The 23,688-nt window shown below is 48.3% G+C and carries 22 protein-coding genes; 4 read left to right on the forward strand and 18 right to left on the reverse strand.

The features are described 5' to 3' along the window. Positions 1-19 precede the first annotated feature (19 nt). The 15 genes from BUB73_RS13925 to urtA all read right to left on the reverse strand — a co-directional run bounded on the left by BUB73_RS13925 (position 20) and on the right by urtA (position 14,188). Complete coding sequence (locus BUB73_RS13925) at positions 20-895, reverse strand: transglutaminase family protein (RefSeq protein WP_073160144.1); 876 nt, start codon at positions 893-895, stop codon at positions 20-22. A 1-nt stretch (position 896) separates the two neighbouring features. Further along, positions 897-3,308: a circularly permuted type 2 ATP-grasp protein gene (locus tag BUB73_RS13930; RefSeq protein WP_249269429.1), complete on the reverse strand. Its 2,412-nt coding sequence runs from the start codon at positions 3,306-3,308 to the stop codon at positions 897-899. Positions 3,309-3,618: 310 nt separating this feature from the next. Further along, positions 3,619-4,251 (reverse strand): urease accessory protein UreD, encoded by a 633-nt coding sequence (locus BUB73_RS13935; RefSeq protein ID WP_170932344.1) that lies wholly within the window; start codon positions 4,249-4,251, stop codon positions 3,619-3,621. Positions 4,252-4,352: 101 nt separating this feature from the next. Beyond that, the gene (locus BUB73_RS13940; RefSeq protein WP_073286753.1) at positions 4,353-4,664 is read right to left on the reverse strand and encodes a hypothetical protein; all 312 of its coding nucleotides are present in this window, start codon (positions 4,662-4,664) and stop codon (positions 4,353-4,355) included. 1 nt (position 4,665) lies between these two features. Next, the gene (locus BUB73_RS13945) at positions 4,666-5,031 is read right to left on the reverse strand and encodes a hypothetical protein (RefSeq protein WP_073286755.1); all 366 of its coding nucleotides are present in this window, start codon (positions 5,029-5,031) and stop codon (positions 4,666-4,668) included. A 38-nt stretch (positions 5,032-5,069) separates the two neighbouring features. After that, positions 5,070-5,678 carry an urease accessory protein UreG gene (gene ureG, locus BUB73_RS13950; RefSeq protein WP_073286758.1) on the reverse strand — a complete coding sequence of 203 codons (609 nt, stop codon included), beginning with the start codon at positions 5,676-5,678 and terminating at the stop codon, positions 5,070-5,072. A 10-nt stretch (positions 5,679-5,688) separates the two neighbouring features. After that, positions 5,689-6,381 carry an urease accessory protein UreF gene (locus tag BUB73_RS13955; RefSeq protein ID WP_083539796.1) on the reverse strand — a complete coding sequence of 231 codons (693 nt, stop codon included), beginning with the start codon at positions 6,379-6,381 and terminating at the stop codon, positions 5,689-5,691. Between the two features lie 8 nt (positions 6,382-6,389). Continuing rightward, positions 6,390-6,899 (reverse strand): urease accessory protein UreE, encoded by a 510-nt coding sequence (locus BUB73_RS13960; RefSeq protein ID WP_073286764.1) that lies wholly within the window; start codon positions 6,897-6,899, stop codon positions 6,390-6,392. A gap of 24 nt (positions 6,900-6,923) precedes the next feature. Next, a complete protein-coding gene (gene ureC / locus BUB73_RS13965) occupies positions 6,924-8,636 on the reverse strand; it encodes an urease subunit alpha (protein WP_073286767.1) in 1,713 nt (570 codons plus the stop codon). A 1-nt stretch (position 8,637) separates the two neighbouring features. Continuing rightward, positions 8,638-9,318 (reverse strand): urease subunit gamma, encoded by a 681-nt coding sequence (gene ureA, locus BUB73_RS13970; RefSeq protein ID WP_073160180.1) that lies wholly within the window; start codon positions 9,316-9,318, stop codon positions 8,638-8,640. A gap of 2 nt (positions 9,319-9,320) precedes the next feature. Then, positions 9,321-10,034: an urea ABC transporter ATP-binding subunit UrtE gene (gene urtE, locus BUB73_RS13975; RefSeq protein WP_073160182.1), complete on the reverse strand. Its 714-nt coding sequence runs from the start codon at positions 10,032-10,034 to the stop codon at positions 9,321-9,323. Between the two features lie 2 nt (positions 10,035-10,036). Continuing rightward, positions 10,037-10,867 carry an urea ABC transporter ATP-binding protein UrtD gene (gene urtD / locus BUB73_RS13980; RefSeq protein ID WP_083538243.1) on the reverse strand — a complete coding sequence of 277 codons (831 nt, stop codon included), beginning with the start codon at positions 10,865-10,867 and terminating at the stop codon, positions 10,037-10,039. Between the two features lie 9 nt (positions 10,868-10,876). Continuing rightward, positions 10,877-11,950 (reverse strand): urea ABC transporter permease subunit UrtC, encoded by a 1,074-nt coding sequence (gene urtC / locus BUB73_RS13985; RefSeq protein WP_073286770.1) that lies wholly within the window; start codon positions 11,948-11,950, stop codon positions 10,877-10,879. Positions 11,951-11,981: 31 nt separating this feature from the next. After that, the gene (gene urtB / locus BUB73_RS13990) at positions 11,982-12,884 is read right to left on the reverse strand and encodes an urea ABC transporter permease subunit UrtB (RefSeq protein WP_073160186.1); all 903 of its coding nucleotides are present in this window, start codon (positions 12,882-12,884) and stop codon (positions 11,982-11,984) included. 137 nt (positions 12,885-13,021) lie between these two features. Then, positions 13,022-14,188, reverse strand: a complete 1,167-nt coding sequence (gene urtA, locus BUB73_RS13995; RefSeq protein ID WP_346348701.1) for an urea ABC transporter substrate-binding protein — start codon at positions 14,186-14,188, stop codon at positions 13,022-13,024. A 504-nt stretch (positions 14,189-14,692) separates the two neighbouring features. Here urtA and BUB73_RS14000 point away from each other — a divergent pair. Next, positions 14,693-16,333, forward strand: a complete 1,641-nt coding sequence (locus tag BUB73_RS14000) for an acetolactate synthase large subunit (protein ID WP_073286773.1) — start codon at positions 14,693-14,695, stop codon at positions 16,331-16,333. An 18-nt stretch (positions 16,334-16,351) separates the two neighbouring features. After that, positions 16,352-16,522, forward strand: a complete 171-nt coding sequence (locus BUB73_RS17410; protein WP_158236723.1) for a hypothetical protein — start codon at positions 16,352-16,354, stop codon at positions 16,520-16,522. A 62-nt stretch (positions 16,523-16,584) separates the two neighbouring features. On the opposite strand, the gene BUB73_RS14005 is transcribed toward BUB73_RS17410, so the two are convergent. The 3 genes from BUB73_RS14005 to BUB73_RS14015 all read right to left on the reverse strand — a co-directional run bounded on the left by BUB73_RS14005 (position 16,585) and on the right by BUB73_RS14015 (position 21,067). After that, positions 16,585-18,927 (reverse strand): DUF4859 domain-containing protein, encoded by a 2,343-nt coding sequence (locus tag BUB73_RS14005; protein ID WP_073286776.1) that lies wholly within the window; start codon positions 18,925-18,927, stop codon positions 16,585-16,587. An 89-nt stretch (positions 18,928-19,016) separates the two neighbouring features. Next, entirely contained in the window at positions 19,017-20,225 is a 1,209-nt protein-coding gene (locus BUB73_RS14010; RefSeq protein ID WP_073160193.1) for a LamG domain-containing protein, read from the reverse strand. Then, a complete protein-coding gene (locus BUB73_RS14015; RefSeq protein WP_073236989.1) occupies positions 20,222-21,067 on the reverse strand; it encodes a TIGR02147 family protein in 846 nt (281 codons plus the stop codon). The genes BUB73_RS14010 and BUB73_RS14015 overlap by 4 nt, the downstream gene beginning before the upstream one ends. 512 nt (positions 21,068-21,579) lie before the next feature. Between BUB73_RS14015 and BUB73_RS14020 the strand changes: the two genes are divergently transcribed. Further along, a complete protein-coding gene (locus BUB73_RS14020; protein WP_073286778.1) occupies positions 21,580-22,362 on the forward strand; it encodes a Fic family protein in 783 nt (260 codons plus the stop codon). Positions 22,363-22,590: 228 nt separating this feature from the next. Then, positions 22,591-23,619, forward strand: a complete 1,029-nt coding sequence (locus tag BUB73_RS14025) for a PDDEXK nuclease domain-containing protein (protein WP_073160199.1) — start codon at positions 22,591-22,593, stop codon at positions 23,617-23,619. The last annotated feature ends 69 nt before the right edge of the window (positions 23,620-23,688 follow it).

Consider the following 23,688-nt stretch of genomic DNA (forward strand, 5'->3'; position numbering starts at 1 on the left):
CTGGTTCCAGGTACGAGGTTTATTTCTCATCTACGTTTACGGCTACTTTCAATGTGTGATCGCCGCCGCCCGTAATGACGCCCTTTAGGGGGCTTACGTCACCGAAGTCTCTTCCCCAGGCGAGGATGATGTGTTCCTCGCCGCCCAGCACATTGTTGGTGGGATCCAGTTCCACCCAACCGTGGCCGGGAATGTAGGTGCTTGCCCAGGCATGTGTGGCGTCGGCACCTACAAGTTTTGGCTGACCCTCGGGCGGGTGGGTTCGCAGGTAACCGCTTACATAGCGGCACGGCAAATGCAGTGACCTTAGGCAACCAATCATCAAGTGGGCGAAATCCTGACAGACGCCTTTGCGCCCGCGAAGAATTTCTTGGGGTTGTGCGCCGATTCTTGTGGCACCGGGAGTGTACTTGCAATCCGTATAGATGCGGGTCATCAGTTCCTTGGCGGCGTCAAAAATTGGGCGGCCCGGTTCAAAACTTTCCAGCGCGTAGTTCTTGACAGATTCGTCGAAGTTGGCGAAGGGCGAAGTGTAGGCGTACATGGCCGCGTCCAGAATTTCATCGTTGTTTGGACGTTCCAGAATTTTTGCCACTTCTTCCCAGGGCATGGTTTCTCCGGCTTTGGGCGGTTCCTCTTCACGGACTTCTACAACGCCTGTGGTGTTGAATCTGAAATGAGTGTGTTCTTCTTCAACGCTAAAGGCGAGAACGCGGTTTCCGAAAATGTCCAACCTTTCCTGGCGTGCCGTAGGATTGGGTTCCACTTCGATATTGTGGCTAATCCAATTCTGCCGGCTGACCATGCGGGGGAGCATATGGGCCAGGTGATTGCTGTAGAGAACGGGCAGATGGTAATCGTAAACTGTTTCGTGATCGATCTGATATACAGGCATCTTAAACCTCCGACACTTCTGTGGTTGTGGCGTGAATAACTCCTGCGCGAGGAGCGTGGTTCAAGTAGAGCCTGCTTATGATTTCTGCGATATGTTCTACATTCTTTATTTGTTCGTCAACTAGTCTTGTTAAGTTCTCCCTTTGATATCCGATAGTTCCTGCTAACGATTCGATGTTCGCCAGACGAAGATCCGTAAGGACTCGCATCAATTCAAGATCCAGAGGCGAGAAGGCGGCTTCTCCCTGGAGGTTTCCTGGCAGGTGTTCCGTTTCTTCACGCAGGCGTGCAATCTGATAGGCGACGCTTCGCGGATTTGATTCGTCAGACAACAGCAAGTCCAATACCGGCACCACTTGCAAACGGCCGCCGTAGCGACGGTGGTAAGTCATGAGACCGTCACCAATTTCAAGTACGGCCTGCAACAGACGCAGGTTTGCAATTTCTTCGGCGGGGGCCGTAGACAGCAGACTTTTAATCAGCTGTAAGGTGCGAATGGCGCATTCTATCTGTCGACCGATTTCTAGGAATCGCCATTCGTGGCCGCGCGTCATGGAGTCCGCTGCGAGCCCGGCCACGGCAGCACTGTCTGATAAGACTGCCTTTAGGTAAGGCAACAGTGATGCTGCACCTGCCCCCGCCGGCATTTCTGCAACACCGAATCCGTTCAGGTAAAGCCATAGATCTTCAGAAATTCTGTCTCGCAACTGAACAGCCAGATCGCGAATTTCTGTCAGTACACATTGCATCCCGTTACGGTTATCCTTTCTCAGGATGAAGTAGCGCAATGCGTTTTCCGGATCCTGCGCCATTCTCGCCAGGGATTCATCGGAAAGGCCTGCTTTCAGGATCCAGGGAAGTTCCGGCATTTCTGTCCAGGATTCATCAGACAGTCGCACTGCAATTCCTCTTGCAATACGAGCCATCATGTTGGAAGCGGACAGGTCCCGGCCGAGGCGATACAAATTCTCAGCAGCGCGGCTGGGCAAATCACCGCCTGCTCGAGAAGGTGTAATGGCCTGGTCGGCCGGGGCCAGGAGAGAGAAGTGGGCAACAGGTCTTTCGGAAAGCACCCAGATGTCCTTTTCTCCAACATCGCGTTCAAGGATGTGGGCCTTTGAAATGCTTGCTGCGGCGCTGTTTGCCAAGTTCTTGTCGATGAACTGGAAGATCCCCAGTCCGCCGGGCATTACGGAAGTTTCCTTTGCTGTGTTTACGGCAAAGAACCTCATCAGCGAAACGGCCGGTTCAATGCTTGCGGAACTGCTGACATCGCCTGGACGGTGTGCTAGAACTGTTGCCAAGTCTACGGACTTTTCGGCGACCCATTGTTCCGGCGAATTTTCGATAGCCTGCAACAGCGCAAGCTGCGCCGTTGTGGTCATGGAAGCGTATGCCTTGGGCTCCGGCTCCTTGAAATTTCCAGCGTCCCTAAAGGCTTTCTTGAAAATCCACTTTTCGGGTTCTGCAAGAACACGATCTATATCGTTAGCGTTTCCAAGCCAGACGGTTTCCACATCCTTCAGGAGCAATTCTTCTCCGAGAAGTTCCTTGCAAATCTCCGGGAGGAAGGGCTTGAACATAGGCGTTTCTAAAACACCTGTTCCAAGGAAGTTTCCGATGGCCACGTTCCCTGCGCGTACGGTGCTGATCAGGCCCACTGCCCCTTCGCCACTATCAATGCGAAGTTCCAGCGGATCGCACATGCCATCTTCGACACGACGGAAAATGGTACCGATTTTTTTCAGCCCCATCAAGGTCTTCATGTAGACTTGCAAATTTCGTACGGCCAAGTCGTCGTTTTCGACCAGGGGGATTCCCAAGTAGCGGGCCAGCATGGCATCTTCGGCACGACGGGGATTGTCCGGCCCCGAGGCCAGAAGCACAACCTTTCCGCTGTCGCCTCGAGGATCTTGGGCGTTAATATCCTCGTGCATGGCGTCTAAACCATCCAGCAACTTCTTGAAGAAACCTGCCAGACGTTCCGTACGCATGCTGCGGAATAATTCCGGGAATGCGCGGCTGACGCCAATGCGGTTTTCCAGGGCGCGGCCTAAACCTTCGGGCACTTGCAAATGGTCTGCGATGGCGACGAAGGAGCCGTCTTCGAGGCGGGCCACATCTGTTGAGGATAGATTCACGAAGATGCCGCCGGCGGGTTTTACCTTCCAGGCCACTTGCATAAAGTCCGGATTGGCGAACAACAATGCGGCTGGCAACTTGCCCTTTTTCCACAAAGTCTGATCGCCGTAAATGTCATGGGCCAAGGCGTTAAAAAGCCTGGCTCTCTGAGCAACGCCTGCTTCCAGGATGCTCCATTCCTCAGACGAAATCACCAAGGGGATGGGGTCGGTACCCTTGTGGCTGCCGCTGGAACTGGACGAAAGATCGTTCTCGTCCAGAACGTTATGCAAGCGCCTACAACGGTGCTCGAACTCCTCCTTCGACAATGCCGAAAGGGATTTGATAAATGAGTTTTCTGATTCCACACAGTTCATGCACTAACAAGTGCAAAAGCCGTGCCAAAGTCTGTGATGTTTCGATGAAATCGAAAAAAAGCCTAGCCTAAACGCCCCAAGCTTGCTGAACAAATTGCTTTTAAGACATTTTCCGACAAATTTTTCGTTTTTGACGAGCTGGTAATTTTATCGTAAGAATTATGTAGATACAATTCTTGATTGTTTTACATTTCTTGTTTGTAAAGGCGTGAAAGAAAGATCTGTTTTAACCTTGTATGTTTTGGAAAAAATCCCAGATAGTTTCGCCACGCATGGCTAACGCGCGGATGATTAACCCTTTTTCCGCAAAAGATGTTCCAATGACGCCGTCAAAGCTTTTGCCCATTTCTCGAACTTTTTCTTTGAGTTGGATAAGCATTTCTTTTTCGGGACTGTACGCAAAAAACATTCCGTTATGGGTGTAATTGCCCCAAAAGCCGATTTTCGTGTAATCGAATTTTTTAGGATCAATTAGGGTGTGGTCGGCAAAGGCTAAGTGTTCGCCTACATAAAAGCGGCTCTTGCTCTGGAATTTTTCCATGGCGAAAAATTCGCCCATGCCTGTACGGCCACAAGTGAAAATGTCGGTGTAATAAAATGTTGCGGAAGGATGAATCTGGACTCTGGCGTTACTTTGATAATTGCTGCCGGCAAAAGGGATTGCCGGATAGGGCATGTAACTGACGCGGGCGTCGGCCCCGACGTTGATGTCGATATCCTTGGATGCAATTTTTCCATCGGTATTGAAAACCTTCTCGTAGCTTTGAGAAAGGAAAGTGACGTCGCAACCTTCTTTGAAATCTAGCTGCAACGAAAAATGGTCTCCGCCGAGAAGTCCGGCAGAGGCCGCCATCATCATGATGTCGGAATGTTTTCCGTTGTGGAACGGGTGCATAACCTTGTAAGGGGACGTGTAGAATGCGTCCTCGATCTCGGTCATGCCGTTCCGCAGACAAGTCTTTATGCGGAGTGTGCTCTGCATAGGTCTCTTGCGGACCAGAGGAGACGTGCTAACCAAATAACGAGTGCAAGTGCCACTACAGAAACACCCAGGAAGGCGTCGTTCAGCATATCAGCTGCTGCAGGGGTAAAGTATTCTGCACCAAGTTCTGCGTATTCAGCGATAGCGTCTACCAGCCACATGAGGGATGCGCCCCAGAACATGTAGCAAAGGGTTGAATACTTCATGGTGTCCTTGCCGTGTTTTTTCATCTGGTTGAACCAGAGAAGGCTTGCAATGATAGCTGCGAAAACGGTAATGAGTAAAGTCATTTTAAGCCCCCTTGGAATGGTTGACTGTTGCGTGGCTGCTTGATGGTTTCCGAACCTTTAGGAATATCAAGGAGGCCGCCCACGCCAATGTGACCATGCAAGCCATCCCAACGCCCACAGTGGACATTTCATGAATCATGACTTGCGAGGATTCGGGATTCTGTGCTGCAGTCAAGAAAGGGTAGAAAGGTTGAATTTCTCCGTGCCAGAAGTGCTCAAAAGCAAGCAGAGCGGAACCGCCCCACAGCAATTTTGATAAACGGCGGGGAGCCTGCAACGGGGCTTTATCGGGGAATTTTTTTTCAACCACCAAAGTGACTGCTGTGGTGATTAACGCCTCTGCGGCAGGAACAATAAAACATGCCATAAGTGACTCCTTTAAAAAATGGTAAATGTTTCGACGGGCTAAATACCTTCAAAAAGTACGGCTTTCTTGATCCATGCGATGACGTCATCTACACCATCCATGCTCATGAGATTTGTGAATAAGTACTTGCGACCTTCTCGCATCCGTTCGGAATCTCGGGCCATGACTTCCAGGCTTGCGCCTACGAGAGGTGCCAAGTCGGTCTTATTGATGACCAGCAGGTCGGAACGCATAACGCCGGGGCCACCCTTACGGGGAATCTTTTCGCCTTGGGCGACGTCGATAACATAAATGCTTGCGTCGGCCAGGTCGGGGCTGAAGGTGGCCGACAGGTTGTCTCCGCCACTTTCAATAAAAATAATCTGGACGTCTGGAAACTTGCGGACCATTTCGTCTACGGCTTCCAGGTTCATGGAACAGTCTTCACGAATGGCGGTATGGGGGCATCCTCCAGTTTCTACGCCGACAATTCTTTCGGGAGGCAGGGCTGAATTCTTGATCAAAAATTCGGCATCTTCCTTGGTGTAAATATCGTTGGTTACTACGCAGATGCTGTATTCCTTACTCATCTTGCGGGTAAGTCTTTCAATCAATGCGGTTTTTCCGGATCCAACGGGACCGCCTACGCCAATTTTTACATAACTCATATTTTGCTCATTAACTCATATAAAGTCGGGAATAAAGTTCTTCGTGTTTCATTCCTGCAATATCCATGCCAGTTCCGCCTACGCCCAAGTCATCCATGTCCAGCGTGCAGGCTCGCTGAACGGCTTGGATGATTTTCTTTTGGGAATTGCTTAAAATCCTTTGGCCGACCATCTGACTTAGAGGGATCATCTTGACGCCGTTTGTGACAATGGCGTTTAGCAAGCTGTAGGTGTAAATGCTTGCGGCTTCTTCCTTGTTTAAACCGATGTCGTTTGCGAAGAGACCGATTGCAATGGCGTGGTTTCCGATGCAAGAGCCATTTTTTAAAACTTCATCTCGATAAAAGTCCAGAGATGGAAAGCAGTTGTTTTTTGCACCTTCAAATTCGCCATAGATTTTTAAAAATCTGCTGCAGAGTTTTTTGGAACCTGTGCGAACTTCTTCTGGAGCCTTTAGGGCCATGGAAAGGCTGTCTAGATTTTTAATGAAACTTATGTCATCGGCGTGGTCGAAGCTGAGAATCATGACCCCTAAATCATTGTAGGGGAGTACATTCAAAAAGCTAGAAACGTATTCTTGAAGGGTTTCTCCGTTTGTGATGGTCTTGTTAGCAATCAAAGTTTCAAGACCATTGGAGAGTGTGAACGCTCCAATGGGAAAGAGGCTATCGCAAACTTGAATCATCCGGAGAGTGGCTAGCATATTCAGTTCTAATGATGGTGCTCGTGATGATGGCCATGCTCATGATGGTCATGGTCGTGGCTATGGGAGTGACCGTTACTTGCACCGTGTGCCTTGCAGACGATGTAGTCAGAAAAAACATCTTCTACAATCTGAGGGAGAAATCCCAAACGGACTAGGTATTCGAAGGTGGGCTCGTCATAAGGAATGGTGACATCCTTTTCTGTAATTTGCAGGGAAAGATGCCTGTTACCCAATTCAAATCCAAGGCGTCCCATTTCTTCCATAGTCTTGACGGGAATGCGAACCAGTTTTGTCTTGTTGATCTTTACAGCGTAAATTTTATCGGGACTGACGGCGAGAACATCGCCATCAGAAAGGGATTCCTCAATCTGAATTCCCAATTCGGTTCCGTCATCGGCAACTTTAAAAATACGATGCTTGTCCAGTTCAAACCATTCGAATGGAACGAACACAACTGTTTTTGAAGGAACTTCGTTTCCGTGATGGATGTTTCCGAGAATTTTATCGGCAATCATTTTTTGACTCCTTGCAGATTGCTTTTAGAAAAGGAAGTACCTTCTTGCAAGAGAAAGCTCTGTGGCGGCTTCGCAGGTGATTCTTTCGCCATCCACCTTTACAGTGTAGGTTTCAGGATCTACTTCCAGCTTTGCGATGCGGTCGTTGTGAACCATGTCCTTCTTGCCGATGTTTCGACAGTTGCTTACGGGGAGGACCATTCTTTCGAGGCCCAGTTCTTCCTTGATGCCATTTGCAAAAGCGTATTCCGAAACGAAGGTGATGCAGGTTTTTGCTAAAGCCTTGCCGTGGGCACCGAACATATCGGTATACACAACTGGCTCTGGGGTGGGAATGCTGGCATTGGCATCGCCCATTTTGGATGCGCAAATAAAACCATTCTTCAGGATCATTTCGGGCTTGGCTCCGAACATGTCGGGGCGCCAAAGGACAAGGTCTGCGATTTTGCCAACCTCTACGGAACCAACGTACTTTGAAATGCCGTGGGTAATGGCCGGGTTGATGGTATACTTGGCAATGTAACGCTTGATGCGATTGTTGTCGTTGCGTTCGCAGTCGGTGTCGAGAGTACCGCGTTGTTTTTTCATTTTGTCTGCGGTTTGCCAAGTACGGGTGATCACTTCACCTACGCGGCCCATGGCCTGAGAATCAGAACTCATCATGGAGAAAATTCCCATGTCGTGAAGAATGTCTTCGGCGGCGATGGTTTCCGGACGAATTCTTGAATCCGCAAAAGCCACATCTTCTTTATTGTTCTTGTCCAGATGGTGGCAAACCATCAACATGTCCAGATGCTCGTCAATGGTATTTCTCGTGAAGGGCATTGTCGGATTTGTTGAAGATGGCAAGACGTTTTCGAAGGCGGCTGCGCGAATGATGTCGGGAGCGTGTCCACCGCCAGCACCTTCCGTATGGTAGGTGTGGATGGTGCGTCCCTTAAAGGCTGAGATGGTATCTTCTACGAAGCCGCCTTCGTTTAATGTATCCGTGTGGATGGAAACCTGGACGTCGAATTCATCCGCGACGCCTAGGCAAGTGTCAATAGCCTTGGGAGTGGAACCCCAGTCTTCGTGAAGCTTCAGGCCTGCAGCTCCTGCACGCACCTGTTCTCTCAAGGTTTCTGCACAGGATCCATTTCCCTTGCCGAGGAAGGCTAAGTTGACGGGTAAATCTTCTGCTGCTTCCAGCATCTTGTGAATGTTGAATGCGCCGGGCGTACAAGTGGTAGCGTTGGTTCCGTCAGCAGGGCCTGTGCCGCCACCAATCATGGTGGTGACGCCGCTATAAAGAGCTGTACGAACTTGTGTGGGAGAGATAAAGTGAATGTGGGTGTCGATACCGCCGGCAGTCAAGATCAGGCCTTCGCCAGCAATGGCTTCGGTGGAACTGCCGATGATCATGCCTGGGGTAACGCCATCCATCATGTGGGGGTTGCCGGCTTTTCCGATGCCAGCAATTTTTCCGTCCTTAATGCCTATGTCGGCCTTGAAAATACCAGTGGCGTCAATGACAAGCGCGCTTGTAATGACAGTGTCTAGGCATTCGTCATCCTTAAAGGGAACTGCCTGGCCCATGCCATCTCGCAATGATTTTCCGCCACCGAATTTGGCTTCGTCACCGTAAACGCAATAATCCTTTTCTACTTCTACAATAAGGGAGGTATCTGCAAGACGGATGCGGTCGCCTACGGTGGGACCGTACATTTGAGCGTAATCTTTTCTGGAAATCTTGTACATGTTAAGCTCCCGTAAAACCAGAGGTTGATGCTCTGCCAAATGCAGCCGTTTTTACGAATTCATCATCCATAGGGCCTTCTACTAGACCGTTCAATCCATGACCTTCGCGGCTACCACCGATTTCAACCAGGTTTACGGTCTTTGTTTCGCCGGGTTCAAAACGTACTGCGGTTCCCGCGGGTACATCAAGACGCATGCCATAGGCTGCCATGCGATTGAAATCCAGTTTTTTGTTGACTTCAAAGAAGTGAAAATGGGAACCTACTTGAACTGGGCGGTCTGCCGTATTGGTAACATCTAGAGTAAGTGTTCTCTTGCCCGCATTCAGTTCGATGAAACCTTCCTCCACGAGAACTTCGCCAGGAATCAATTTCCCGGTAGCAGGAATTGGATCGTGTACGGTAACTAGCTTTGTTCCGTCAGGGAATGTGGCTTCCAGCTGAACTTCATGAATCATTTCTGCGACGCCGTCCATCACCTGTTCGGCTGTCAGCATCTTTCGACCCTCGGACATCAATTCTGCAACGGTCTTGCCATCTCGAGCCAATTCCAATAACTTGCTGGAAATGTAGGCGATGGCTTCCGGATAATTCAGTTTCAGTCCGCGTTGCAGTCTTTCGCTTGCAACAATGCCTGCATAGTGCAGCATCAACTTTTCAGTTTCTCTAGGAGTTAAATGCATAATTAATCCGTCATCAATTTTTGGACTTCAGCCTTGTCACAAAGGGATGTTTCCCTGTGGAAAATGATGTTTCCCTTTTCCATGATGTTGATGTAGTGGCTGTTTTCCATAACGAAATCCAGATACTGTTCCACCAGCAATACGGTAATGCCCTTCCATTCGTTAATCTTACGGATGGCGCGACCAATGTCGTTAATGATGGATGGCTGGATACCTTCGGTAGGTTCGTCAAGAATCAAAATCTTTGGGTCCTGTACCAGGGCGCGTGCGATGGCAAGTTGCTGCTGCTGACCGCCGGAAAGGTCGCCACCGCGGCGTTTGGCGAATTTGGGCAGGATAGGAAACAGGTCGTAGAGATATTCGGGAATCTTGTTCTTACCCACCTTTTCTCCACGGCCAAGAATGGGCTGTATGCCCAATTCCAGATTTTCCTGGACGGTCATCTGCGGGAAAATGTCTCGACCTTGCGGGACGTAGCCAATACCGCAGCGAACGCGCTCGTAGGCGGGAAGTTTTGCGATTTCCTTTCCGTCAAAAACGAGAGATGTTTCGGGGCCTGTCTTTACTAGTCCCATAATGCTCTTTAGTGTGGTGCTTTTTCCAACGCCGTTTCGACCGATGAGGCTTACTATTTTTCCCTTGGGGATGTCCAGGCTCAAACCTTCAATGACGCGGCTTTCGCCATAATAGGAATCCATGTTTTTCAAATAAAGCATAATTATTCTCCACCACGACCCAGGTAAACTTTCTGCACGGTAGGATCGGCAAGAACTTCCGTTACGCTGCCCTCCATCAGAATTTTTCCTTCATGAAGGACTGTCACCTTGTCGGCAACCTGCTTCACGAAATCCATGTCGTGTTCAATAACGATGACGGTACAATCCTTCTTGATTTCCTTCAGGATTTCTCCGGTTTTAAATGTTTCTGGCTTGCCCATGCCGGCGGCGGGTTCATCTAGCATAATGACTTCCGGCTTTTGCACCAGCTGCATTGCGATTTCGAGCCATTGCTTTTCGCCGTGAGCCAAGGCCCCTGCGCGCCATTGACGTTTGTCGGCCAGGCCCACTTTTTGCAGGGTGGCTTCGATGTTTTCCAGCTCTTCCTTTTTTGGTTTACGCAGAATGGTGTCCATAATTCTCTTCCCTTTTTTCAGGGAGAGAATCATGTTTTCTTCCACAGTCAGGTTTACAAACACCGAGGGAACCTGGAATTTTCTGCCGATTCCAAGCCAGACGATCTTGTATTCCTTCATTCCCGTCAAGGTTACAGGATCCTTGTACATAGGATGGTAAACCACATTGCCTTGGGTGGGTTTTGTTTTGGCGCAAATAATGTCAAGTAATGTTGTTTTCCCTGCTCCATTGGGGCCAATGAAGAAATGAATTGTATTTCTCTTGACTTTTGTGTTTACATCGGTTAGAGCATAAAACCCATCAAAGCAAACAGAAACATGGTTGATATCCAATACAGATTCTGAAAGCTGTGTGATTTTGATAGGTGCGGGGTTCTTGGCAAGAAGTTCTTCTTTTGATACGATTTCGGTTTGCATAAAAACTCCTTAGACCTTTTTGAACAGAGAAGGAACCTTGTCGCGAACTAAGCCTACGATGCCGCCCTTGAAGAACAGGATGGTAACGCAGAAAAGAACGCCGATGATGTACTGCCAAATTTCTACAGTGCTTCCGGAACTCAAATTGTATTCGCAGATGTTAATGAAGAAGGCTCCGATGACTGCGCCGATAATGGTTCCGCGTCCACCGATGGCCACCCAGATCACCATGCCGATGGAGTAGGTGATGGTCATTTGGGAAGGTGTGATGCAACCGTTGAAATTGACAAAGATTGCGCCTGCAATGCCTGCGAAAATAGCGGAGAGAACGTAGATGAAAGTCTTGTAGCGACTTACAGGATATCCAGAGAAGTAAGTCCTGTTTTCGCCATCGCGAATGGCAATCAGAACCTTACCGAACTTACGTTCTACAAGGAATTTGGAAAGTGCGTAAACAGCAATCAAGGCGATGAGGGACACATAGAATAGAAGGAGCATGTTTCCCTGATTGGCGCTGCCCTTGATGCTTCCAAAGATAGACTTGATCTCTGTAATGCCTACGTTTCCGTTGGTATAGGGAGACATGGCGATGAACAGGGAGCATGCTGCCCAAGTAAGAGCCTGAGAAATAATGGAGAAGTACACTCCCTTTACACGGTTCTTGAAAATGAAGTACCCTACAATCCAGGCGACTACGGCGGGGGCGATAATCACCAGTAGCAGACTTCCCGGAGAAAGTGTAAACGGAACCCAAATCAGAGGCATCTCGGTAAGGCCACCGATGTGCATGAAATCGGTCAAATGACCGCCTGTGGCCTGCATTTTCAGGTACATGGCCATGGCATATCCACCCAGGGCGAAATACAATCCGTGTCCGAGACTCAAGATTCCTGTATAGCCCCAGATCAAGTCGATGCCGATGGCGACAATAGCAAAGCTAATGCACTTGCCCAGGAACAAAATAGTGGAACCGCCGCTAACGACGCCCATCATCAAAAGGACGGGCATCATGGCGAGAATAAAAACGATAATTCCAAAAGTGATGTTGGATCCGTGTCTTTCGAAAAGTCTTAATGCTTTCATATTTGTACCAGTAATCCTTATTCGTTAAACCTTAATCCAAATTTCTGCTCTTGATAACGAACAGTCCCTGAGGTCTCTTTTGCAGGAATACAATCACAATCAGCAATACCACTGCCTTGGCGATGGTGGAGGAGGTGTAGTTTTCGGTAAAGATGGAGCTGATGCCGATGATGCCGGAGCCGATGACTGTTCCAATCAGGTTTCCGACGCCTCCAAGTACGACTGCCATGAAGGAGTTGACGATATAGCTTTGCCCGACAGTAGAGTCAATGGAACCGAGAAGTGCTACGGAGCATCCTGCGATACCTGCAAATCCAGAGCCCATTGCGAAAGTCAAGTTGTCCACCTTGCGGGAGTTGATGCCCATGCACTGTGCCATGGGACGGTTCTGCATGACGGCTCGCATCTGGCGACCGAAATTGGACTTGTACATCACAAGCCAAACGGCACCCATGCAAAGAGCTACCAGCAAGATGATGAAAATTCTGTTATAGGAGAAAGTGCATTCTCCGAGAGTGATGCCGCCACTTAAAAAGGAAGGAGCCGTAACGTTTACACCCTGGGATCCAAAAATGGAGCGTGCACCTTGCTGTAAAATCAAGCTGATGCCCCATGTTGCTAAAAGGCTGTCGATTTCACGACCGTACAGTCTTGAAATCACGAATTTTTCAAGAAGGCTTCCTAGCCCGAATGCGACGCCAAATGCGGCGATGATGGCTACGAAGTAATAGAGTCCGCCAATAGATTCTGGCAGGAACTTGGCGAAAAGCTGCTGGACCACAAAAGTCATGTAAGCGCCGATCATGACGAATTCACCATGGGCCATATTGATTACGCGCATGACGCCAAAGGTAATGGCTAGGCCAAGCGAAGTCAGCAAAATAATGGAGCTGAGGCTCAAGCCGTTAAAAAGGATGTTGATGGTCTGTTCCAAGGTGTCCTCGGTCCGTTTGCGTTTGTTTTTTGATTGTTAAAAGAAGTGTTGAAATAAAAGGTGGCGGGCCCAGAGACCCGCTTCCCTTTATAGAATGCAAGCGAAAAGCCTGCGGTCTTTATGAGGATGGGTATATTTTAGTTCAGCGGCTGGAGGCCTGCCTTCACTGCCCAATCGTAGGTAGTCAGGTAGGGATCCGGTGCAACAGGAGCTGCGGTGGCGTAAACTTCCTTGATGAGACCATCTTCGGAAACTTCACCCACGCGGACAGGCTTTGCAAGGTGCTGGCTCTTGCCGTCGATAGCCACAACGCCTTCCGGAGCCTTGTAAGAAATGGAACCGGACTTGATTGCTGCAAGAACTGCATCCACTTCAAAGCTCTTTGCTGCCTTCACAGCTTCTGCCCACAGATAAACTGCGTCATAAGCAGCTTCTGCCGGGTCGGAGGTTACGCGGTTTGCACCGAACTTTTCCTTGTAAGCAGCAACGAATGCAGTGTTTTCAGGAGTGGAGGTGGTCTGGTAGTAGTTCCAGGAAACCAGATGACCCTTCAAGATGGCGGGGCCGATGGTAGCTACTTCTTCTTCAGCAATGGAGAAGGACATGGTCATGTATTCCTTGCTGGAGTAGTTCTTTTCGGACATCTGCTTGAAGAAGGAAACGTTGCCGGTGCCGTTCAAGGTGTTCACGATAACATCGGGCTTTGCGGCTTCGATCTTTGCGATGATTGCTGCGAAGTCTGTCTGATCCATGTCTGCGTATTCTTCGCCGACTACAGAAATGCCTGCAGCCTTAGCCTGTGCGTTGATGATCATGTTGGCGGTGCGGGGGAACACATAGTCGGAACCCAGCAGGAACAACTTCTTGTAGCCCTTGGAAATCAAGTATTCAATAGCCGGAACGATCTGCTGGTTAGGAGCGGCACCGGTGTAGACAATGTTCGGAGACATTTCCATACCTTCGTACTGTACTGGATACCAGAGCAGGGACTTGTATTCTTCAAAGATGGGCTTTACAGCCTTGCGAGAAGATGAGGTCCAGCATCCAAATACGGTTGCCACCTTTTCAATGTCAATCAGCTTTTCTGCCTTGGTTGCAAAAGTGGAAGGTTCAGATGCGCCATCTTCTTCTACAAAAACAATCTGCTTTCCGAGAACGCCACCGGCCTTGTTAATTTGTTCGATAGCCAGGACTTCTGCGTCGCGGACGGACTTTTCGCTGATGGCCATAGGGCCGGTCAGAGAGTGAAGCAAGCCCACCTTTACGGTTGCGGATTCTGCAGCCTTTTCTTCGTTGCAACCCATGAGGCCAAATGCGCCCAGGACTACAGCGCTAGCTGCAATAGTGGATAGGAACTTGCGTGCGATATTCATAGGGGTCTCCTTGTTGGTTTCGCCCTATCAAGTGCAAAAGCCGTGCCAAAGTTTTAATTACAGGACAGGTTTGCCATTCTAACCCAGTGAATTAAAGAATTTTAAAACATTGCGAAGGAAAGAATCTAGAGTGCAGTTTTAGATAATTTTCGTGTAACAATTTCGTAGATACATTTTTTGAATGTATTACAGAAATTGTTTGTAAAAGTTGCTGGGCAAGTATGGTTTCTTCGTTTAAGAAGTCCTAGAATTTACATTTTTATTTCATTTCTTGTAAAAGACGGCCGGTTCGAATAAATTTGACGTTTTTTTATCCGCTATGGCACGCTTTTTGCAAATGTCCCAACAGAAAACTATGGAGGTGGTTTGGAATCGCAACAGAAGTACATCTTCTGCGTCCCTAACCACTAATCACTAACCACTAACCACTCCCTTATGAATACCGCAGAAGTTTTGATCAAGTCCTTGGAAAGTGAGGGCGTCAAGTATATTTTTGGAATTCCCGGTGAAGAAACCTTGGAATTGATGGAGGCCATCAAGAATTCTTCCATTCGTTTTATTACGGTTCGTCACGAACAGGGTGCGGCCTTTATGGCGGATGTTTATGGTCGCCTTACGGGGAAGGCTGGCGTTTGTCTTTCGACTCTGGGACCGGGGGCTACCAACTTGGTGACCGGTGTGGCCGATGCCAATTCCGATGGTGCTCCGCTCATTGCCATTACGGGTCAGGTGGGTACGGAACGTATGCATTTGACTAGCCACCAGTATTTGGATTTGGTGAACATGTTTACGCCTATTACCAAGCGCAGTAAACAGGTGGTTCGTCCGGATACGGTGAATGAAATTGTCCGCATTGCTTTTAAGTACGCCGAGATGGAAAAGCCGGGTGCCTGCCACATTGACTTGCCTTGCAATATTGCTGCTATGGAAGTGGCGGGAGAAGTGGCTCAGACTCCGCTGAAACACCATCGTGAAAATATCGAGTACGCCAGCGACACTGCAATCAAGGCGGCCGCTGCTGCCATTGCAAGCGCCAAGCGTCCCGTAATTTTGGCGGGGCATTCTGCAGTGCGAAATAACGCATCTGATGCATTGACGGCTTTTGCTTCGGCTGCGAAGATTCCGGTGGTGAGCACCATGATGGCTAAGGGTGTTATCCCTTGCGACAATACATATTCCATGTGGTGTATCGGTATTCCTCAGAAGGATTACCAGAACTATATTCTGGAACAGTCTGACTTGGTAATCGCCATCGGTTACGATGTTGTGGAATATGCTCCCGCCAAGTGGAACACTAAGGGCGATAAGCGAATTATCCATATTGATGAAACGCCCAACCACATCAATAAATTCTATCAGCCCGAAGTAGAAGTTATTGGAAATATTTCTGCTTCTCTGGAAGCGCTTCGCTGTCTTTGCCCCAGCACCAAGGATCCGGAATGGGCTCTGTACATCCGCGAGAAGATGGCTGCAGACCATGCCCGCTATGACTTGGATAAGAGCTTCCCGCCCAAGCCCCAGAAGGTGCTTCACGATATCCGCCTGGTCATGGGCGAAGACGACATTCTCCTTTCGGACGTGGGTGCGCACAAGATGTGGATCGCCCGACAGTACCACTGCTACCATCCTAACACCTGCATTATTTCCAACGGCTTTGCCACTATGGGAATTGCGGTGCCGGGAGCCATTGCGGCAAAGCTCCTGAATCCCGAAAAGAAGGTGCTTGCGGTTACAGGTGACGGCGGCTTCATGATGAACAGCCAGGAACTGGAAACGGCTTACCGCGAACATATTCCGTTTGTGACCCTTGTGTTTACTGATGGCAATTATGGTTTGATCAAGTGGAAGCAGGAAGAACGTTATGGCGACAGCTACGCCATCAGCTTTACCAATCCGGATTTCGTGAAGTATGCAGAATCCATGCACCTGAAGGGCTATCGCATTGAACGGACGGAGGATCTTATCCCCACCCTTCGTGAAGCCTTTGAACAGGACGTGCCCAGCATTATCGAATGCCCGGTGGATTATGCCGCCAACATGGAACTGACGGAACATCTAAAAAATTTAAAAGTGTAAGCTACAACGAGGAATATCATGGGTTACATCAATTCTCTCTTTACCGCACAAACGGAAACTTCCGGCGTGGCAGTTTCTGAATCCTCTAACCTGCTTTCTATTCACAGCATTTCGGGTCACCCTGCTGTGTACCGCCATCTGAAAAATGGCTGTAAGGCAGAAAGTAAGCGGCAGAAGCAGGCTGAATAAAACTTCATAACCACACTCCAATGACAAAAAGACCCGCGTTTTTTTTCTCGCGGGCCTTTTCTTTACTGAATCATGTTGATGGATTGAATTTCGCGGTAGGAGCCTGTGGACACTTTCACGATGTAGGTTCCTTGCGGTAAACCCGATTTAACGAGGTCAACTTTTTCTCGGTATTGTCCGGCAGGTTTAACTCCAGAAATATTTTGATATAGAAGTTTGCCATAGGCAGAGTAAAGGCTAATCTTCACGTTGTCTTGTCTGTTGATGGTGTAATGAATCTCAAGAACTCCGTGATGATTCTTTAATGATGTGTACTTTGCGGGACCTTGATTCTTGAAGGCGATGGAGGTCGTTCCTTCTGAAGGCTCTCCGGGTTCGGAATCGTTTGCGATTTTTATGGTAAATCTATAGATGACGATCTTGTTTCCGGTTTTAAAACCTTGGGCAAACTTGTAGGTTTCCCCTGCAGAAACTCTATTGGGGTAATGCCCAATGGCGATTTTCCCGTCAGTTAAATTCCATTCGGCAAAGACGTATGCGTTTTCGCCCCATTCAGTGACAAGTCCGTTTTTGTCAAACCAGTGTCCCGGAGCCTTTGCGGTCGAAGTGGTGTTGAATGTGTTTCCATCGATGGCGAAGAATGTGGCGCTTGCAAGTTCATTTGCAGAAATTCCCAATGTGGTTGCCAGCTTCTGAGAATCAAATTCAACGCTTGTAGTTCCGTAATCTTCGCTAATCTGGACCGTTGCTGAAATTTCGAATTCAACAGTGTCTGCTGCGATGATGTTGGAGGAACTGCTAGAGGAACTGCCTGACACTGCTTCGCTTGAACTGCTAAAGGTGTTTTCACCGATTTCAGGCCACTCGTAGTCCAGTACGAAATTGTTGTAGTATTTCGTGTTGGCGTCACCTGCGCCACTCAAGCCTTCTTCAAGTTTAATCTTGTAATTGTAATGGTTGGTGCGGATGTTTTCATTGCCCGTGTATTGGTAATCCGTGTTGACAACAACTGCGAAAACCATTTGCGTGCCGTTGGTAGAAGAGGGGGGCTTATCCAAGCGGAGTGTCACTGCACCTTCGCCAGTAATGGGTTCGCTATAGACGGGGGTTCCATCGGTGGCGCGGTAGCAAAGCAGATAATTCATGTTGGTGTTGTTGGATTTGTCGCCAACATTGTAGAAGGATACGGTCACTTGCTTTGCGCCGGAGGAAACCTTCAGAGGAATGACGTTGGAGCCGGACCAGCCCGGAGTTGTTGCCTCGTCGGGAACGAGATATTCTCCGCTTGCTGTCATGGTCTGGTAGGGAGTCATTTTCCAGGTGTTTCTGTACTGACCGTTATCCCAGTAATACTGCTCTTCGTAACTGGTTCCGCCAAAGTTGTTGTTCAGCAGGTTCTTGATTTCGTTGGACCATTTCTTCATATCCAGCAAGGCCATCCTTGCGCGGAATTCAGTAATGAGCCTGCGAGTGGCATCGGGACCAAGGCCTTTTTCCAATGCGTAGGTTTCAAGTAGGTAGGTGGTTTTGCCGTAAGCATTTCCGTAAATCCAGCGGACAGAACCTGTGCCAAGCCAAGTTCCCATAAAGGTTGGGAAAATGTTACTGTACTGGGAACCGCCCAGAAGGTAACGCTGATTCTTGCCGGTAACGCCCTGTGCGCCGGGACCTCCGAAGGTGCCGTCTACAAGCCAGCCGGAGTAGCATTCAATGGGCATGAAGGGCGCAATGACGGTTGCCGCATTCAAAAATCCCATACCGCTGTAAACGCCTTCGCGATGGGAGAACATGTCCTGCTGAATCCAGGTATTGCCTGCTTCCTGGAACCAGTGGGCCTGTTTTGCGCCAGGGTAGCCGTTGGTCATGGAGTGAATGCCTTCATGAATCATGGCGTCCATCTGGGAAACGCGATCGCGATAGGGGCAGCTTGTGTTGAAACTGTAAAGAGGGTAGAAGGAGGCGGCTACTGCCGTATAGCCCGCCACGTATGTTTGCCAGCCGCCGGTGGTGTCTTCCTTTGTGCCGCCAGCGCATGTGCCGGAACCGTAATAGTAAATAGCGCTGTATTTGCCTTCCTGTGCTTGAGCGTCGGGTGCCCATCCCAAGGTGTCGTAAAGATAGGTGAAATCCGTATCGTATTTCTTCAGGATGCTATCGATGGTCACGTCGGTGATTCTGGAATCACGATCTTTGCCCCAGTAGATTGCCCACCATTTACCAGCTTTTTTCCCGGTAACACCAGAGCAATTGTTGTTGAACTCAGTAGGCGGTGCAATTTCGCCAAGGTTGGATTTTGTGTCGTAATCCAAATCCGAACGATATGTCGGCCATGTGTATGCGTCGCCATTTGCGGCGAAAGAGGCGGTGCTTGCCACAAGCATTGCACCCAGTACTATTTTTTTCATAATCCAAATCCCATACTTAGGGAACCGCAAAAGCGGCTCACTCCCATATTAAAGATATTATGCCTGCATTATTTATGCAATAATTTGGATTATTCCAGTGTGTTAAAGTGTGTTTGAAATGTGTTAAGAATCCATTCCTTGCTGCGAGCCACACTTTCTATACGCACTTCATCGATGAGACCGTTCCAGGTTTCTGTACTGATTTCGTTACCACCAACACGGAATGGAACAGCCTGATTTAGGGTATTGGGAACGAATGTATTGGTTTTGCCAACTTGTTCCCCGTTAACGAACATGGAAACCTGATGATCCTTGGAAACCAGCGTCAGGAATGTCCATTTACCCACAGGTACAATGGAAGAATCTCCAAAGGAGATTTCTTCAGGGCTTACAGGGGCGCTTTTCATGACGGAGAATTTGCCTTCAGTATTTTCAAAGTGCCATTGGAATTTTGACGTGCTGTCGCTCCAGTAACTGCGCTGCGCTACAAGAATCTGGTGGTTGCCATTGGGTCCATCCCACTTTGTCCAGAGGGAAATGGTGAAGTCACCGTCGGTAGGGTCCAGGGAGTCAATTTCAATAAACTGTCCCGGCTCCAGCTGGATGGCCTTTCCAGAAATTCCATCCACATAATTGACACTTGTTGCCAAGGTGGAATCGTTATCGAAAACGGTTTCGGCCCCTTCCATAGGGAGGTACTTTTCTGTCAATGGAGGGAGGGCAATTGTGTCAGATGTTCCTGCGGTAGACACGGGGAATACTGCCACGGGGGCTTTATTCTCCACATATTGCAAGAGGATTTCTCCTACAGGCGCGTTGTTGATGGAGAACGTTCCATCTTCGGAAATTTCAGCCTTGATGGAGGTTCCCTTGATTCGGACGAATCCATCATTTGCGCCGTCGATGCGACCTGTCAGCATTTTTCTTTCAGAAATCTGCAGATCGTTATTTTCAAGACCTGCGGCATTTATCAAGGCGCAAAGAGCGTTATATTCTGCATAGAGAATAACGGTGTCTGCGTCGGTATTTCGGTCAAAAATCAGCTCGTAATTTCCAGTACTGTCAGAAGTTGTTTCTACAGAGTCTTCAACGGAAATGGAATTGTCGATATAGGCCACCACTCTGGCAGAAGCAACTCCCTTGCCGTTTGCGTCCAGGATCTTTCCCGTATAGGCCATGGAATGGTCAATGTCAGTTATACCGCCGGCCACATCGTTCTTTTTATCGGAGCAGGCACAAACGAGAATGGAGGCGGATAGGGAAATCGCAATTCCGAATGTTGAGTAGAATTTTCTCATTTTTCCCCCGAAATCTTTGTGCTCATGGGGAATGTCATGAACATCATCTCGTAAACCCGTTCAACGTTCTCGTCATTGGCAATCTTGGCCATGATTTTTTTTCGGGCGTCCCTCATGACTTCAACCACATAGTTGAAGGAACTTTCGCTCATGGCAAGCGTTGTAAATGCGGCGTATTGCTCATCTCGGGGAATGCATTCCACCGCACGCAAGGCATGCTGGATATAATCCCGACGGATTTGCTTCAGCGCAATGGGCGATACATCGGATGCGTCTACCATCAGGGAGGTTTCCTCGTAATGGTCGCCAATTTTCTGGATGAGTCCAAGCTCGGTCAGGTTCTTTACGGCGTCGCGGGCTTCGCTGGCTGTTATAGGCGGCACCACCATTTTGGCTAATGCTTTGTAATCGCCCTCCCATTCGGAACTTACGGCAAGTTCGCGAATAATGGGGTTGTACCATTTGGAAAAATAGGACTGTTCCCGATTTGTCAGGTGCTTAAATTCTGCCTGTCGCCTGATTTGAACGATTTGATCCCAGGCGGCGTCCCTCTTGTTGATTTGTTCCGCCTGATTAAATTCCACAAGGGTCAGAAAGTAAGCTTCACGAAGGGCGGTGAGGCCAATGGCAGCTGCAATCTTTTCTGCAGATTTTTGGGTCAGCTTGAATCTGCCGCGAATGACATTCAAGCAATAGGAAGATGTCTTGAAACCCGCTTTTGCTGCAAAGAAACGATGAGAAAATGCCGCACTTAAAATCTTCTGTTCTTCGAAGTAATCCTGAAGAAATTTGCGGTAATCATCGTATTCAAGAAGATGCTCAACTACTTTACTTGCTGCCATAATCCAATCCCATAACAAATGGTAAAATACCTTATTTGCGTTGATTTAGAAAAAATTTTTGTTATGAGAGTGGAATTCTGTAGAGAAAACCTCATCGTCTGGAATTTAGCTCCAAAACTTTTCGATTTCTTCGCTGGAGCCTAAAGGTGCACCAATATCTTAATTCTCAATATAGACGTAAGATTGCGGCGCAAATTTTATGTTGTAGTCCTGCAATGTTTTCGCCTTCTTGAATCGCTTAACGCTTCCGACCTGAATAGCAAAGTCAAAAATCTTATTTGCGAATTCGGGCTTAATCAACAACAAAACGTCCATCAGTCTTTGTACCCTTTACCAAACCATCAAAGGCGAAAATAGTGATGGAACACATTTAAACCTTCAATTGAGTATTCAAAAACTTAATGAACTTGTTGAAGAAAATAAAAAAATTGGCGAAATTTGATAAAATTTATTGAATCTCGCAATTGTAAGACTTGTTTTAGTACAAATGTTTGTTAATCTTTTTGCAAAAAATGGCCGTAGAGGGGCTGGTTCACGAAGGCGACCCTAACGCAGGCAGCTACCGCGACGTTTCCATTTCCATTGCGGGTTCGAGTCATGAGCCTCCCGATGCCGACGATGTTCCGACGCTGATGCGCGAACTTGTAAAGTTCATCAATAGGGATTGCGAACAGCAATATGATCTGCTGAAGGTTTCTGTGGTCCATCATCAGTTTGTCTGGATTCATCCGTTCCGCAATGGCAACGGAAGAACGGCAAGGCTCTTGACCTACGCCATGATTGTGCGACTTTTTGATGTTCGACAGTCTAGGCTGTTTAACCCTACGGCGGTGTTCTGCTCCAATCACAACAAGTACTACGAAATGTTGAAGGTGGCAGACTCCAAGAACAACGAGGCGCAGGTACAGTGGTGCCAGTTTGTGCTGCAGGGGCTGCTAGACGAATTGCAAAAAACCGAAAAACTGACAGACGTAAACTACGTTAGGCAAAATATTCTGGAGCCTGTTCTTCGGGATGCATCGCGCAAGGGAATCATCGACAAGGATACGCTTTTAGCGCTGCAAGTTGCCCTCGAAAAACCAATCTTCCAGGCTTCAGACTTAGCTGGCGTGTGGGCAAATACTTTTGCGAGGTCCAGAAACATCCGCGCCATGCTGGATGCAGGCCTTATTGCCCCCGTATCCGAGGGTGCCCGAAAATACTACCTGAAATTCGCAGGAAGCCCGCTGATGGTGAGCCTGATCTATACGCTGTATCAGCAGGGGTTCCTGCCGGAATCCATGATGAAGAATTAGATAAAAGAGGGGGAAATGTAACCATGCGGAAGCCTGAAGAAAGTTTGCTCTGTAGTTTGTAAAATTTTCGCAAGCACCTTGCCAACTTTCTAAAAATCACCTACATTACTGCCCGACGCGCTTCTCTATCGAATGGAGAAGTGCGTCTTTTTGTTATATGGCTTTGCGGATTCTGCTTGCCGTATTCAAAGACGCCTCTGGTAACAAGAAATGAACGAAGGAGGCTGTATGGCTAAAAAAGAAATAGAATCACTCAACAAAAATTTTGTAACTGATATTCGCGGAATTATTGAACAGTCCCGCCGGAATGCGGTGCGCAGTGTTGATTTTTGCCGTGTACAGATGTACTGGAATATCGGGCGGCGTATTCAGGTAGAAGAGCAGAAAGGTAAAAAACGGGCTGATTACGGCTCGTTTCTCTTGAAAAATCTTTCCAAGGAACTGGAACCGGAGTACGGAAGCGGTTTTTCTTATCGACAATTGGCGTTCTGCCGTAAATTTTACACGCTTTACCCAATTGTGAACGCAGTGCGTTCACAATTGAATTGGACTCAATATAGGGACTTGATTGCTATTGATGATCCCGACAAGCGTGAATATTACGAATTGGAAACAGTGAATAACGCATGGACTAGTCGCGAACTTGAACGTCAAATTCATTCCCAGCTTTATGAGCGCCTTCTTATGAGCTCCGACAAGGAAAAGGTTCTGGCGGTAGCCCGCAAGCAAAGGATTCCCGAGACTCCCCAGGAGGTCATTAAGGACCCGATGGTCTTGGAATTCTTGGGCTTGGAACGTAATCCCGAATATTACGAACGCGATCTTGAAACCGCGATTATCAATCATTTGCAGCGCTTTTTGCTGGAGCTTGGCAACGGCTTTGCCTTTATCGCAAGGCAAAGAAGGATCCTTCTTGAAGACGACGAGTTCTTTGTAGATCTGGTTCTTTATAATCGTTTGTTGCGCTGCTTTGTGGTTGTTGAAATCAAGACCGAAAAAGTGACGCACCAGGATTTGGGACAGTTGCAGATGTACGTGAATTATTTTGACCGTGTGGAAAAATTGCCCGACGAACGCAAGACTATCGGCATTCTTCTTTGTGCCGAAAAGAACGATACCGTCGTAAAGATGACGCTCCCCGAAGACAACGAGACAATCCTTGCCAGCGAATTCAAACTTTACATGCCGAGTAAGGAGCGGTTGATTGCGGAGGTAAAGCAGGTTCGTGAAGAATTCGAACGGAAACAGGAACTGTGAACAGAGAAATAATTTGCAAAAAAATGGCCTAGTACGCTTAAAAATCTCGCTTCGTTTTTTCAAAAAATA

Origin of the sequence: Fibrobacter sp. UWH6, from assembly GCF_900142465.1 — a bacterium.
Lineage (GTDB): Bacteria > Fibrobacterota > Fibrobacteria > Fibrobacterales > Fibrobacteraceae > Fibrobacter.